This window comes from Paraburkholderia sp. GAS33, assembly GCF_050436645.1.
In the GTDB taxonomy this organism is placed as follows: Bacteria; Pseudomonadota; Gammaproteobacteria; order Burkholderiales; family Burkholderiaceae; genus Paraburkholderia; species Paraburkholderia phenazinium_B.
Map to the genome: position 1 here is coordinate 19880 of NZ_JBNDMP010000017.1, position 13338 is coordinate 33217.

Annotated in this window: 12 protein-coding genes, 1 other RNA gene and 1 pseudogene; 3 read left to right on the top strand and 11 right to left on the bottom strand. The window is 61.0% G+C overall.

Annotated elements, in window-relative coordinates:
- The first annotated feature begins 139 nt into the window (after positions 1 to 139).
- Positions 140 to 562 (top strand): OsmC family protein, encoded by a 423-nt coding sequence (locus tag P3T24_RS34420; RefSeq protein WP_074265838.1) that lies wholly within the window; start codon positions 140 to 142, stop codon positions 560 to 562.
- An 81-nt stretch (positions 563 to 643) separates the two neighbouring features.
- Here the strand turns inward: P3T24_RS34420 and rnpB are convergent.
- The 3 genes from rnpB to pyrC form a co-directional block, all read right to left on the bottom strand.
- Positions 644 to 1055: RNase P RNA component class A (gene rnpB / locus P3T24_RS34425), an RNA gene on the bottom strand.
- Positions 1056 to 1180: 125 nt separating this feature from the next.
- Positions 1181 to 2053 (bottom strand): DUF3025 domain-containing protein, encoded by an 873-nt coding sequence (locus tag P3T24_RS34430; protein ID WP_429441261.1) that lies wholly within the window; start codon positions 2051 to 2053, stop codon positions 1181 to 1183.
- Positions 2054 to 2060: 7 nt separating this feature from the next.
- Positions 2061 to 3131, bottom strand: coding sequence for a dihydroorotase (gene pyrC, locus P3T24_RS34435; RefSeq protein WP_429441263.1), 1071 nt, complete (start codon positions 3129 to 3131; stop codon positions 2061 to 2063).
- Positions 3132 to 3295: 164 nt separating this feature from the next.
- Here pyrC and P3T24_RS34440 point away from each other — a divergent pair, with 164 nt between their 5' ends.
- A complete protein-coding gene (locus tag P3T24_RS34440; protein WP_074262455.1) occupies positions 3296 to 4231 on the top strand; it encodes a class II glutamine amidotransferase in 936 nt (311 codons plus the stop codon).
- Between the two features lie 42 nt (positions 4232 to 4273).
- Here the strand turns inward: P3T24_RS34440 and P3T24_RS34445 are convergent, their stop codons facing one another.
- The 5 genes and pseudogenes from P3T24_RS34445 to P3T24_RS34465 form a co-directional block, all read right to left on the bottom strand.
- The gene (locus P3T24_RS34445) at positions 4274 to 4999 is read right to left on the bottom strand and encodes an amino acid ABC transporter ATP-binding protein (protein WP_074262456.1); all 726 of its coding nucleotides are present in this window, start codon (positions 4997 to 4999) and stop codon (positions 4274 to 4276) included.
- Positions 4996 to 5133: pseudogene (locus tag P3T24_RS34450) on the bottom strand (amino acid ABC transporter permease); the annotation flags it as partial. The pseudogene P3T24_RS34450 and the gene P3T24_RS34445, both read right to left, overlap by 4 nt.
- Before the next feature lie 36 nt (positions 5134 to 5169).
- Positions 5170 to 6063: a glutamate/aspartate ABC transporter substrate-binding protein gene (locus P3T24_RS34455; protein WP_074262457.1), complete on the bottom strand. Its 894-nt coding sequence runs from the start codon at positions 6061 to 6063 to the stop codon at positions 5170 to 5172.
- 288 nt (positions 6064 to 6351) lie between these two features.
- Positions 6352 to 7656 carry a Glu/Leu/Phe/Val family dehydrogenase gene (locus P3T24_RS34460; protein WP_429441264.1) on the bottom strand — a complete coding sequence of 435 codons (1305 nt, stop codon included), beginning with the start codon at positions 7654 to 7656 and terminating at the stop codon, positions 6352 to 6354.
- A 202-nt stretch (positions 7657 to 7858) separates the two neighbouring features.
- Positions 7859 to 8815 (bottom strand): LysR family transcriptional regulator, encoded by a 957-nt coding sequence (locus P3T24_RS34465; RefSeq protein ID WP_074262459.1) that lies wholly within the window; start codon positions 8813 to 8815, stop codon positions 7859 to 7861.
- 187 nt (positions 8816 to 9002) lie between these two features.
- Here P3T24_RS34465 and purB point away from each other — a divergent pair, with 187 nt between their 5' ends.
- Entirely contained in the window at positions 9003 to 10391 is a 1389-nt protein-coding gene (gene purB, locus P3T24_RS34470; RefSeq protein ID WP_429441266.1) for an adenylosuccinate lyase, read from the top strand.
- A 101-nt stretch (positions 10392 to 10492) separates the two neighbouring features.
- On the opposite strand, the gene P3T24_RS34475 is transcribed toward purB, so the two are convergent.
- The 3 genes from P3T24_RS34475 to eda form a co-directional block, all read right to left on the bottom strand.
- Positions 10493 to 10990 carry a gluconokinase gene (locus P3T24_RS34475; protein ID WP_429441268.1) on the bottom strand — a complete coding sequence of 166 codons (498 nt, stop codon included), beginning with the start codon at positions 10988 to 10990 and terminating at the stop codon, positions 10493 to 10495.
- Positions 10991 to 11000: 10 nt separating this feature from the next.
- The gene (locus P3T24_RS34480) at positions 11001 to 12368 is read right to left on the bottom strand and encodes a GntP family permease (RefSeq protein ID WP_074262464.1); all 1368 of its coding nucleotides are present in this window, start codon (positions 12366 to 12368) and stop codon (positions 11001 to 11003) included.
- 328 nt (positions 12369 to 12696) lie between these two features.
- Positions 12697 to 13338, bottom strand: coding sequence for a bifunctional 4-hydroxy-2-oxoglutarate aldolase/2-dehydro-3-deoxy-phosphogluconate aldolase (eda, locus tag P3T24_RS34485; protein WP_074262465.1), 642 nt, complete (start codon positions 13336 to 13338; stop codon positions 12697 to 12699).

Below are 13338 nucleotides of genomic sequence, written 5' to 3' on the forward strand. Positions count from 1 at the left end.
CGACCGCCGAACCATGCCGCACCGCAGCACACAAAGTGCCAACGAGCATAAAGGCGTGCTCGAGTGCCCTCGGGCGAACGCGCAGGCCTCGGGCTACAATGGCATTTCGAATACAAGTTATGCGAGTTGGGGTACAGGGATGGAATGCAAAGTAAGCTGGATGGGGCAAGACGGCATGGCGTTCGCCGCCGAAACGGGTAGCGGCCACCTCGTCGCCATGGACGGCGCGCCCGAAGGTGGCGGCCGCAATCTGGCCCCGCGGCCCATGGAAATGGTGCTGCTCGGCACCGGCGGTTGCACCGCGTACGACGTGGTGATGATCCTGAAGAAGAGCCGCCAGGAAATCGCCGGATGCTCGGTGACCTTGAAAGCCGAGCGAGCCAGCGAAGATCCGAAGGTGTTCACGAAGGTTCACTTTCACTTCACCGTGACCGGCAAGAACCTGAATCCGGCCACCGTCGAACGGGCGATCAACCTGTCGCACGACAAGTACTGCTCAGCGTCGATCATGATCGCCAAGACTGCTGAACTGACGCACTCGTTCGATATCGTCGCGGGCTGAATCGGGCGACAACGCAAAGCACCGAAGAGCACCAAAAGGAAATGCCGGCATCCTCACGGATACCGGCATTTTTCTATTCAGCGGCAAAGCAGGCCGATAAGCCGGATTCTGTGCACACGCCGCGCCGAAGCGCCGCGCGCGTGGCAGTCATTCCTCTAGACGCGCCATTACTGGCGCGCTCAAGCTTCCTACCCGCAGACGTGACGGGGGCCCCATCCTGCATCTCGAAGATGCTAGCCTGCCTACTTGGAATTGCTCCGGGTGGAGGTTACCGTGCCGGTCTGCCTCGCAGCAGCCGCGGTGCGCTCTTACCGCACCGTTTCACCCTTACCTGATCCCGGCTTGCGCCGGGCCATCGGCGGTTTGCTTTCTGTTGCCCTGTTCCGCGTGTTGCCACGGATGGCCGTTAGCCATCACCCTGCCCTATGGAGTCCGGACTTTCCTCGCCCTCGTTGGCCGAAGCCGCAGAGGCCGCGACTGCCTAGCCTGCTTTGCTGGCGGCATTTTAACATTAGTGGTGGCGACGGCTTTGAGCGGATGAAGCAGACGTGCGGCGATTTCGACATGCAGGAAGCCGATTGAGCGCGGCCTGGATCGATGATCGTGCGGTTTTTTGGGTTACCGGACCCGGCGCCCCGCGCGAAACACAGCGGGATCGTCATAGAAAGATGGCGCTTCGTTTTCGGGCCACCAGCCGGGGATACCCAGCACCGGAAGCGGCGCGAACAGACGGCTCGTCAGTTCCTCGGTGGACAACAGAGCCGTGCTAATCGCCTCGTCGAGCCACGCATCGCGGGACGCCCTCGGCCAGGAGAAATACTCGGCCGGAACGTCGACGATCCATGCGTGGCCGGTGCACGCCTTATATGGCGCGATCAGTTTCTCCAGCAGCGCGTGGCCAAAGCAACGCACCTCGCAACGCGTGCTCCACGCTGTGCGGTTGGCGACCAATAGCGTCGACCAGTCGAAGCCGCGCAGTGCGCTGCTCAGCGCCGGGTCGGCGCATGCGAACAACAGTGCGTTCTCGTCGAACAAGGTCAGCGCGTCCCGCACGCCGCCGCGCGTCGGACCGACGCCCAGCGAATCTATCGCTGTGGACTGCCGCGTGTTCAGCGCCGCCTTGGTCCGAGGAAACGCAAACCAGACCGACGCGTTGAAAAAATCATGCAGATTATGGCGAGTCGGCACGCAGCCGGTCGAAGCGATATGCGCCTCGTAAGCTCCGCCCGGTGGTAGGTCGTCCTGGGCGATGAACGCGAGCCGTTGACCGCGGCCCGTGGTCTGGCCGGACTGCTGCGCATCGGCATTCATTTCCGCGAGCAGCGCGGCGTAGCTCATCAACGCTGCCTGCTGCCAGCGCACGCCACGTCCGGCAAACTGAGCGAACCACGGCAGCGACCAGTCGATATCGGCGAAGCCCGGTTTGCGGGCTTGCGCAGCCTCGTTGGCACCGGCGCGTGCAGATGCGGGTGCGGTCACCACCGTCCCCATCCCAACCTTAAATCAACCGCCAACCAATCGGCTCCCCACCGCGCAACGGCACAACCGGCGTATCGCCAACTGCCACCTCAGCCGGCAGCGTCCATTGCTCACGGCGCAGCGTGACCTGCTCGCTGGCACGCGGCAAACCGTAGAAATCCGCGCCGAAAAAGCTGGCAAATCCTTCCAGCTTATCAAGCGCGCCAACCTGATCGAACGCTTCCGCATACAGCTCAAGCGCATGCAGCGCCGTATAGCATCCAGCACAGCCGCACGCATGCTCCTTCAGCCCCTTCGGATGCGGCGCGCTATCCGTGCCGAGAAAAAAGCGCGGATTACCCGACGTGGCCGCCTCAACCAGCGCCACGCGATGCGTCTCACGCTTGAGCACCGGCAGACAGTAGTAATGCGGACGAATACCGCCCTGGAAGATCGCGTTGCGGTTGTACAGCAGATGATGCGCGGTAATCGTCGCACCCAGCAGCCCCGGCGCCACGCCAGCCTCGCGGATGTAGTCCACCGCGTCTTTCGTCGTGATGTGCTCGAACACCACCTTCAGCGCCGGAAACGCACGGCGCAGCGGCGTCATCACCCGGTCGATAAACACCTTCTCGCGGTCAAACAGATCAATCGACGAATCCGTCACTTCGCCATGCACCAGCAGCGGCATGCCGGTTTCCTGCATGACTTCGAGCGTCTTCGCGCACTTCATGATGTCGGTCACGCCCGCATCCGAATTCGTTGTAGCACCCGCCGGATACAGCTTCACACCATGCACGAAGCCGCTTTCACGCGCGCGGCGAATCTCGTCGGGCGGAGTGTTGTCGGTGAGGTACAGCGTCATTAGCGGCTCGAACTTCACGCCGGCCGGAATCGCCGCGACGATGCGCTCGCGATAGGCCTGCGCCATCGCCATGGTCGTCACGGGCGGCTTCAGGTTCGGCATGATGATCGCGCGGCCGAACTGGCGTGCGGTGTGCGGCAGGACCGCTGCCAGCATGGCGCCGTCGCGCACATGCAGATGCCAGTCGTCGGGACGGGCGAGCGTCAGGGAATTGGGGGAAGCGGAAGAGGCTGAGGAGGCAGTCATGGCGTGAAGTTGACCTGCCCGGCGCAACAGGATTGACGTGAACAAACCGCAAGTTACGGCCTATACATAGATCAATTTAGCTATTTGACGCGCCTGGCTCGGTGATATGCTTGGAAATCATCATTGTAACGGTTCACCCCGTTAAGACGCTCCGCTTCAGTACTATGTGCCAACTCCTCGGAATGAACTGCGCCGCGCCGACGGACGTTACGTTCTCGTTCACCGGCTTTGCCGCGCGCGGCGGCGTCACGGATCATCACGCGGACGGCTGGGGCATCGCCTTCTTCGAAGACAAGGCTTGCCGGCTCTTCATCGACCATCAATCGTCGGCCACCTCGCCGATCGCCGAGATGGTCAAGCGCTACCCGATCAAATCGAAGAACACCATCGCGCATATTCGCAAAGCGACGCAAGGCCATATCCAGCTGGAGAACTGCCACCCGTTCATGCGCGAACTGTGGGGCCGTCACTGGATCTTCGCGCACAACGGCGACCTGAATAACTATTCGCCGTTTCTGACCGGTGTCTACCAGCCGGTCGGCACCACCGACAGCGAACTCGCCTTCTGCGCGTTGCTGCAAGGATTGCGTAAGGCTTTCCCGAGCACGCAGCCTCCGCTCAACGAACTGTTTGAAGCGCTCGGCACGCTTACGCGCGAGATTACACAGTTCGGGGTATTTAACTTTTTGATGTCCAACGGACAGGCGTTGTTCGCGCATTGCTCGACCAACCTGCACTACATCGTGCGCCGCTGGCCGTTCTCGACCGCGCATCTGGTCGACGCGGACGTGTCGATCGATTTCGCCAAGTACACCACGCCGGAAGACCGCGTCGCGGTCATCGCCACCGCGCCACTGACCGACAATGAAGTGTGGACCGCGTTCAAGCCCGGCGATCTGTTGATGTTCCAGCACGGCGAAGTCGTGGGCCGCGTGAATGTGCCGGTACCGCCGTGTGTGCTCGAGAAGCTACGCAATCCGGCGCTGGATGCGTCGGCTTCGGCCGCGATGGCGACTGCGTCCATCCATCCCACGCCATCGCTCGAATCCGTCACGCTCGACGTCGAAGCCGCGGACGACGCCGCAGCCTTCGAGTCCTGAGCCAAACGAACAGCCGTTTAACCGGCGCTCGCGCTCAGCGCATCAGTGCAGGATCTTCGCCAGAAAATCCTTCGCCCGATCCGACTTCGGATTGGCAAAGAAGTCCTCCTTACGATCGTCTTCGACGATCAAGCCCTTGTCCATGAAGATCACGCGGTGCGCGACCTTCTTGGCGAAGCCCATTTCGTGCGTGACGCACATCATCGTCATGCCTTCCTGCGCAAGCTCGACCATCACGTCGAGCACTTCGTTGATCATCTCGGGGTCGAGCGCCGAGGTGGGTTCGTCGAACAACATCGCGATCGGGTCCATTGAGAGCGCGCGGGCAATCGCCACACGCTGCTGCTGACCGCCCGACAATTGCCCCGGAAACTTGTCCGCATGCGCGCGCAGTCCGACACGCTCCAGCAGCTTCAACGCCTTCGCGGCCGCTTCGTCCTTCGAGCGGCCCAGCACCTTGATCTGCGCGAGCGTCAGATTTTCTGTGATCGAGAGATGCGGGAACAGTTCGAAATGCTGGAACACCATGCCGACTTTCGCGCGCAGCTTCGACAGATTGGTCTTCTTGTCGCCGACCGATTGACCGTCAATGGTGATCTCGCCTTTCTGGAACGGTTCGAGGCCGTTGACCGTCTTGATCAGCGTCGACTTGCCCGAGCCCGACGGGCCGCACACCACCACCACTTCACCCTTTTTGACTTCCGTCGAGCAGTTGGTCAGTACCTGGAACTGACCGTACCACTTCGAAACGTCTTTGATAGAAATCATCTCGCAACCTTTTTCTGTAGACCTTTGACGAGGCTCGACGCGGTCCCACGGACCGCAGAATAACGCGCACCCGGGAACAGTACCATTTCGACATTCGTGCCGTCACGGTCGCCAATATTCGCGTTCGTAAGGAAAAGGCTGGGAGATGGCATCCCGGCACGGATGCCCGGCTAGTCGATAGGCTTGTCGTTCGGACTTTTGAAAAGCGCCCTGATGGCGTCGCTTTCGGGGAAGTTCAGGTTCAGGCCTTTGGGTGGAATCGGCGATTCGAACCATTTCTGGTAGATCTGGTCCGCCTCGCCCGAGGTCTCTATCTTCGCAATTGCTCCGTCCACCACTTTCTTGAACTCGGGGTCGTTCTTGCGCATCATGCAGCCGTACGCTTCTTCCGACTGCGGCGCGCCGAGGATCACGAATTCAGCTGGATGGCCCGACTTCGCGCGCTCACCGGCGAGCAGCGCGTCGTCCATCATGAATGCGGAGGCGCGGCCGCTGGCGAGCGCCTGGAACGCCTCCTCGTGATCCTTCGCGCTGATGATGTTCATCCCCATGCCCTTGTCCTGGTTCATCCTGCGCAAGAGCCGCTCGGAGGTGGTGCCGGCCGTCGTCACAACCGTCTTGCCCTTGAGGTCCAGCCAGTCCTTGATGCCCGAATCCTTGCGGGTCATCAGGCGGGTTCCGATCACGAAGATGGTGTTTGAAAACGTGACCTGCTGCTCGCGTTCCATGTTGTTGGTGGTCGAGCCGCATTCGAGGTCGACGGTGCCGTTCTGCACCAGCGGGATGCGGTTTTGCGGCGTGACCGGAGTCAGTTTGGTCTTCAGGTCAGGCGTGTTGAGTTTCTGCTTGACCGCGTCCACGATCTTCATCATGAATTCGTGCGAGTAACCAATGACGTTCTGCTGTTCGTCGTAGTACGAAAACGGAATCGACGATTCGCGGTACCCGAGAGAAATAACGCCCGTGTCCTTGATCTTCTTTAATGTACCGGCCTCCTGAGCGTGCGCGCCCCCTGCGAACAGTCCGAGTGTCGCGACCAGCAGCGCAGCCTTCCTGACCTTCATAGGTGATCTCCTCTCGACCAGAGCTAGCGCTTTGAGCGCCTAGCTTACTCCGGTCCCCTGCAAAGCCCGGCAAGGAACCGTATCTGTTCAACTGTAATTGAATTGACACTATTCCTGTAGCACAAGGCATTACAGGGTACCTTGCCAGGCCCTTCGGGCGTACCCGGTTGCATGCGCCAGGGCAATGCATCAACAAAAAAACGGACGGCATCATTACGATGCCGCCCGTCGAGGAGACCCGCGGCCGTGTGCATCGGCCGCGTGACAGGGGAAAGGGATACTGTCCGATCAGGGATACAGGCCACGCAGTTCGCGTGCTTCGAGGATGCGCTTACAGGCGACGATAAACGCTGCAGTACGTACCGAAACCTTCTGCTCGCTCGACACTTGCCACACCGCGGCAAACGCTTCGCGCATCACGCGTTCGAGACGCTGGTTGATCTCGTCCTCGGTCCAGAAGAAGCTTGAGAAATCCTGCACCCATTCGAAGTACGACACGGTCACGCCACCGGCATTCGCCACCACGTCCGGGATCACGAGGATGCCCTTGTCGTGCAGGATGTCGTCCGCCGCGGTGGTGGTCGGGCCGTTTGCACCTTCCACGACGATCTTCGTCCTGATCTTGCCGGCGTTCTTCTCGGTGATCTGGTTTTCCAAAGCGGCCGGGATCAGGATGTCCGACTCAACGGTCCAGAAATCTTCGTTCGCGATCGTGTCCGCTTCAGGGAAGCCACCCACGCCGCCATTCTTCGCCACGTACGCAAACAGCGCCACGGCGTCGATACCCGTCGATTTGAAGATCGTGCCCGTGTGATCCTGCACCGCCACGACCTTCGCGCCGGCTTCCTGGAACAGGCGTGCGGCGATGCCGCCCACATTACCGAAGCCCTGCACGGCGATGCGTGCGCCTTCAATATCGACACCGATACGGCGTGCCGCTTCCGCAGCGACCACGAACACACCCCGCCCAGTTGCTTCACGACGGCCCAGCGAACCACCGAGTGCGATCGGCTTGCCGGTCACGACGCCGGTGGCCGTTTGGCCCTGGTTCATGGAGTACGTGTCCATCATCCACGCCATGATCTGCTCGTTCGTGTTCACGTCCGGCGCGGGGATGTCGGTATTCGGTCCGATGATGATGCCGATTTCGCTGGTATAGCGGCGCGTGACGCGCTCGAGCTCACCACGCGAGAGCGTGCGCGGATCGACACGGATACCCCCCTTGGCGCCGCCGTACGGCACGTTCACAGCTGCGTTCTTGACCGACATCCACGCGGACAGTGCCATCACTTCCGACAGCGTCACGTCCTGGTGATAACGCACGCCACCCTTACCCGGACCGCGCGACACGTTGTGCTGCACGCGATAGCCTTCGAAGTGAGCCACGGTGCCGTTATCGAGTTCGATAGGGACGTCGACGATGAGAATGCGCTTCGGACGCTTGAGGGTTTCGAGCCAGCGCGACAGCGAGCCGAGATACGGTGCGACGCGGTCGACCTGGCGAAGATAGTTGCCCCAAGGGCCGAGGTTATCGCTATTCAGATAGGACGGGACGGATTGCAACGACGATGCGGACTGCGGTTGGGATGACATGAACGCTCCAAGCGTTTTGACCGAATGACGACATTGTCGAAAAACGCCAATTTGAAATCCAATGCCGTTTGGTCATCCCGTTATGTCTTTCATGCATAACGTTGAAATTCCGCAAAAACCTGTCGCGCAGAGCGTAACAATACGCCGTCGCAATGACGAGCGTCTCGCCGCACATAGCGCACGTGATGGGCTTGCGGCGAGCTTACACCGCGTCCTGAGCGAGTTCGCCGGTGACCGTGTCCCAGAGCTTGCGCGCCAGCACGTGACGCGCATCGTCGCCCTGCACCGCGAGCTTGTCGCGATACAGACGAATTTCCATGGTCAATGTGAACTGTCCTTCCACGGTGCCGCGCGTTGCACGGTCGAGGCGGATCAGCTTGCCCTCGGCAACTGCATCTTCCACCGCACTATGCGGCAAAAAGGCAATGCCGTGGCCAGCCAGCGCCATCGCCTTGAGTCCCTCGGCCATGTCGGTTTCGTAAAGACGGTCCAGCGACAGACGCGTCGGCGCATTGGCGATGATCACCTCCGTCATGCGGCCAAGGTACGCGTTCGGCGTGTACGACAGATAAGGTGCTGGCTCGTCAGGTGTGCCCGGCAACGTGTAGCGCGGACGACCCGCACGGCCCGGAGCGGAGAACGGACTGATCGGCTCGATGCCAAGCGTGAGCATGTCGTAACGCGCGGGGTCAAGCGCTACGGGTTGGCTCGGATGATGGTAGCCCATCACCAGATCGCAGCCGCCTTCCACCAGCGAGAGCACCGCGTCGTGCACGTTAAGCGCGCGCAGGCGGGTATGCACGGGACCTAACTGCGCCTCGATGCGTTGCAACCAGCGCGGAAAGTACGTGAGCGAGAGCGTATGCGGCACCGCGAACTCGATCGTCGCAGCAGGCGTCGCCGTGTGTCCGCGCAACAGCGTACGTGCTTCGTGGAACTGCGAGAGCATCGCCAAGGCCTGCTCGTAGAACACCTGGCCCGCGGCCGTGAGCCGCGTCGGATAAACCGAACGATCGATCAGTTCCGTGCCGAGCCACGCTTCGAGCGCCTGAATACGGCGTGAAAACGCGGGTTGCGTGACGTGCCGCAACTCCGCAGAACGGCTAAAGCTGCGGGTTTCCGCAAGTGAAACGAAGTCTTCGAGCCATTTCAGTTCCATGCGGAGCGTGCGGCCGGCAGGGGAGGAGAAGTCAGCATTCTAGCGGGGCGATGCCGGCGCCGCGACGTTTGACGCAATAGCCGGTGTTAGGGGCAATAGGCCGGCGAATCAGGAGCATGCCCGTCCGGTGGTAAAATTCCGGGTTCCCTCCGTTCCGATCTGCTCACCGAGCGCTCACGCCTCCATCATGTCCGACACCCGCCCCGATACCCTGTTCGCGCTCACCGCGCTCTCCCCGCTCGACGGCCGCTACGCGTCGAAAACCGAAGCCCTGCGCGAATGGCTTTCGGAAGCCGCGTTCATGCGCCATCGCGTGACGGTCGAAATCCATTGGCTGATCGCGCTGTCGCAGGCCGGTTTCGCTGAAGTGCCCCGCTTCTCCGCGGCGTCCGAGCAATTCCTGCTGCAACTGGCCGAGCGCTTCACCGCGCACGACGCCGCTCGCATCAAGGAAATCGAGCGCGTCACCAACCATGACGTGAAGGCCGTCGAATACTGGCTCAAGGAATCGGTGAAGGGTCAGCCGGAACTGGAACGCGCGAGCGAGTTCATCCACTTCGCCTGCACCTCGGAAGACATCAACAACACGTCGCACGGCCTGATGCTCGCGGGTGCGCGTGAGCACGTAATCGTGCCGGCGCTGCGTTCGGTGCACGCGCGTCTCGTCGCGCTCGCGCATGCGCAAGCCGCGCAACCGCTGCTGTCGCGCACGCACGGCCAACCGGCCAGCCCGACCACGCTCGGCAAGGAAATCGCCAACGTCGCAGCGCGTCTCTCGCGCGCGATCGAGCGTATCGAAAACGTGGAACTGCTCGGCAAGATGAACGGCGCGGTGGGCAACTTCAATGCGCATTTGTCCGCCTATCCTGAGTTCGACTGGGAAGCGTTTTCGCGCGAAGTGGTCGAGAAGCGTCTGAAGCTCAAGTTCAATCCATACACGATCCAGATCGAACCGCACGACTATATGGCCGAGCTGTTCGACGCCGTCTCGCGCGCCAACACGATCCTGCTGGATCTGGACCGCGACGTGTGGGGCTATATCTCGCTCGGCTACTTCAAGCAACGTCTGAAAGCCGGCGAGATCGGTTCGTCGACGATGCCGCACAAGGTCAATCCGATCGACTTCGAAAACTCGGAAGGCAACCTGGGACTGGCGAATGCAACGTTGCGGCATCTGGCAGACAAGCTGCCTATCTCGCGCTGGCAGCGTGATCTGACCGACTCGACCGTGCTGCGCAATATCGGCGTGGCGTTTGGCTACTCACTCTTGGCATATGACGCGTTGATCCGCGGTCTGGACAAGCTCGAAGTGAACCCCGCGCGTCTGAACGAAGATCTGGATAACTGCTGGGAAGTGCTGGCTGAGCCGGTGCAAACCGTGATGCGCCGTTACGGCATCGAGAATCCGTACGAGCAGTTGAAGGAACTCACGCGCGGCAAGGGTATTACGCGCGAGGCGCTGCAGACGTTTATTGGCGGGTTGAATATTCCTGCGGATGCGAAGGAACGCTTGCTGGCCATGACGCCGGCTTCGTATGTGGGCAAGGCGATTGAATTGGCCAAGCGGATTGCGTAAGCCGCGAAGCTTTACCCGCTAGCGTGCTTGCACGCAGAGATGAAAATGGCGCTCCTCGGAGCGCCATTTTTTCGTGCGACGTGCAGAAGAAACGCGGACTATCAACGCGCCTTCATTTGCACCAATACCTCATCCACGATCTCATCCGGCGTCAACTCGATACTCACCGTAATTGCCTCATCCGCACCCGGCTCTTCAAGCGTATCCAACTGGCTTTGCAGCAACGAAGGATCGAAGAAGTGTCCGGTGCGCGTCGCCAGACGCTCGTGCAGCACCTCGTATGAGCCCTTCAGATAGACAAACACCACGTCCCTATCACCACCTCCACGCAGAACGTCGCGATACGAGCGCTTCAGCGACGAGCATGTGAACACCGCCGTCTCCCCCGCACGTTGCTTCTCTTCGATCGCCGCACGAATCGTCTTCAGCCAGGGCCAACGGTCTTCGTCGGTCAGCGGGATGCCTTTGTGCATCTTCTCCTTGTTGGCCGCGCTATGAAACGCGTCGCCATCGGTGAAGCTGCAGTGCAGACGCTCCGCCAGCATCTCGCCGATCCGCGTCTTGCCGGCGCCCGAGACGCCCATTCCGATCAGAATCATTCAATACTCCTTACAGGACCGTCGCGAGCGCGAAGGTCAACCCCAAACCCATCAAGGAAATGATGGTTTCGAGCAGCGACCACGTCTTGAACGTCTGTCCCACCGTCATTCCAAAGTATTCCTTGATCAACCAGAATCCGCCGTCGTTGACGTGCGAGAAAATCAGCGAGCCCGAACCCGTCGCCAGCACCAGCAACTCCGGACGCACCTGCACACCGCCCGCAGCCGCGATAGGCGCGACGATGCCGCAGGCCGTCGTCATGGCAACCGTAGCCGATCCCGTCGCAAGACGGATCAGCGCGGCCACGCACCAGGCAAACACCAGCGGCGACAGATGCGCCGCAGTCGCTGCATTGACGATTTCCTTCGAAATACCGCTATCCATCAGCACACGTCCGAAGCCACCGCCTGCACCGACGATCAGTGTAATGCCGGCGATCGGCGCCAGACACTCTCCGCAGAACTTTTGGATCTGCTCGCGATTGAAGCCGCGCTTCGCGCCGAACGTCCAGAAGCTGACGAGCACCGCGATCAGCAACGCCACATCCGAGTTGCCGACGAAATGCAGCAAGTCATTCGGCAAGGTCTTTGGGGCGAACACAAGGTCCGCCCAACTGCCGATCAACATCAGAATCACCGGCAGCAAAATCGTGAACAGCGTGATGCCAAAGCTCGGCAGCTCACGCTTCGTTGCCTTGTCGTCGCCAGCCGAGCCGAGAAATTGAGCAGCCAGAGGATTGTGCTCGGGCAACTTGATGTAGCGGCTGACCAGCAGCGCGAACAGCGGCCCCGCGACAATCGCACAGGGCACACCCACGATCAGGCCAAACACGATCGTCTTGCCAATGTCCGCGTGATACGCCTGCACAGCGAGCATTGCGGCAGGATGCGGCGGAATCAGCCCGTGCACGACGGACAAACCGGCGATCATCGGTAAACCGATCAGCAACAGCGACTTGCCGGTACGCTTGGCGACGTTGAACGCAATCGGAATCAGCAGCACGAAGCCCACTTCAAAGAACACCGGCAAACCGACGATGATCGCCACGACCATCATCGCCCAGTGAATATGCTTTTCGCCGAACTTGTCAATCAACGTCGTCGCAATGCGTTCCGCCCCGCCGGATTCGGCCATCATCTTGCCGAGCATGGTGCCGAGTCCAACCACGATCGCAATGTGCCCGAGCGTGTTGCCGTTGCCGGTCTCGAACGACTTGACGATCGTGCCCATCGGCATGCCGGCCACAAGACCAAGCAGCAGCGACACGATGATCAGGACGAGGAACGGATAGACCTTGTAGCGCGTAATCAGCAGGATCAACGCGGCGATGGCGACCACCGCGTAAATCAGCAGCAAGCTGCCATGGCTAGCTCCCATGGAGCTCCTCCTTTTGCATTGTTGGTTCTAGTTGCAAACGCGGTGCAAACTTTCTCGCGCTGCCTGTCTCTACGCCTGACGTGAAACGGCAGTGTCACCGGTAATCACGTGGACGCCAATTTTACTGTCTGTTTGAGGATGAGCGCGCGGAAACTCTGCACGCGGATTAAAAAGAAGCCTCGCCGTCGCGGCCTTAACGGCTGCAGCGGCGAGGCTTCTTCGGATGCAGCCGGACTCTGACGTCACTCTCTGCTCCATCTACTGCTTACGTGGATGCGGGTGCTTGCTGTCCCACCTCCAGCATCATTCGGTTCGACTCAGTCCGAACTCAATGCGCCGGTGCAGCAAGTTCGCTTGCCGCACGGGCGAGACGCGTGACTTCATCCCAGTTCTGCGCCGCGAGTGCGGCCTTCGGCGTGAGCCAGGAGCCGCCCACGCACACAACGTTCGGCAGTGCGAGGAAATTGGGGGCGGTTTCAGCCGTAATCCCGCCGGTCGGACAGAACTTCAGGGCCGGGAACGGGCCGTGGAAGGCCTGCAGCATCGGCACGCCACCGGCCTGTTGGGCCGGGAAGAATTTGACGATCTCATAGCCGAGTTCCAGCGCGACGATGATGTCGGACGGCGTCATCACGCCCGGCAGCAGCGGTAAGCCGGCATCCTGCGCAGCCTGGTGCATCTCCCTCGTGAGGCCCGGCGACACGCCGAACTGTGCGCCAGCCTTCTTGGCTTGCGCGCAGTGCTCCGGCCTCGTGATCGTGCCGACGCCGACGACGATGTCTTCCGCCAGATGGCTCGCGCGTTCGATAGCTTCCAGACCGGCCGCCGTACGCAGCGTGATCTCGAGCACCTTTACGCCACCAGCATGCAGTGCGCGCGACACGTTCTCGCCCTGTTCCGCCGAGTCGAACGCCAGCACCGGAATCACCGGGCCGAGACGCACGATGTCGCTTACTTTCTTTGCCGTCAT

What these genes read in the sequence shown, in the direction of transcription:
- P3T24_RS34420 (WP_074265838.1), top strand. Translation starts at nt 140, where the DNA reads ATGGAATGCAAAGTAAGCTGGATGGGGCAAGACGGCATGGCGTTCGCC.
- P3T24_RS34455 (WP_074262457.1), bottom strand. Translation starts at nt 6,063, where the DNA reads ATGAAGGTCAGGAAGGCTGCGCTGCTGGTCGCGACACTCGGACTGTTC.
- P3T24_RS34460 (WP_429441264.1), bottom strand. Translation starts at nt 7,656, where the DNA reads ATGTCATCCCAACCGCAGTCCGCATCGTCGTTGCAATCCGTCCCGTCC.
- P3T24_RS34430 (WP_429441261.1), bottom strand. Translation starts at nt 2,053, where the DNA reads ATGGGGACGGTGGTGACCGCACCCGCATCTGCACGCGCCGGTGCCAAC.
- P3T24_RS34440 (WP_074262455.1), top strand. Translation starts at nt 3,296, where the DNA reads ATGTGCCAACTCCTCGGAATGAACTGCGCCGCGCCGACGGACGTTACG.
- purB (WP_429441266.1), top strand. Translation starts at nt 9,003, where the DNA reads ATGTCCGACACCCGCCCCGATACCCTGTTCGCGCTCACCGCGCTCTCC.
- P3T24_RS34445 (WP_074262456.1), bottom strand. Translation starts at nt 4,999, where the DNA reads ATGATTTCTATCAAAGACGTTTCGAAGTGGTACGGTCAGTTCCAGGTA.
- pyrC (WP_429441263.1), bottom strand. Translation starts at nt 3,131, where the DNA reads ATGACTGCCTCCTCAGCCTCTTCCGCTTCCCCCAATTCCCTGACGCTC.
- P3T24_RS34480 (WP_074262464.1), bottom strand. Translation starts at nt 12,368, where the DNA reads ATGGGAGCTAGCCATGGCAGCTTGCTGCTGATTTACGCGGTGGTCGCC.
- P3T24_RS34475 (WP_429441268.1), bottom strand. Translation starts at nt 10,990, where the DNA reads ATGATTCTGATCGGAATGGGCGTCTCGGGCGCCGGCAAGACGCGGATC.
- P3T24_RS34465 (WP_074262459.1), bottom strand. Translation starts at nt 8,815, where the DNA reads ATGGAACTGAAATGGCTCGAAGACTTCGTTTCACTTGCGGAAACCCGC.
- eda (WP_074262465.1), bottom strand. Translation starts at nt 13,338, where the DNA reads ATGACGGCAAAGAAAGTAAGCGACATCGTGCGTCTCGGCCCGGTGATT.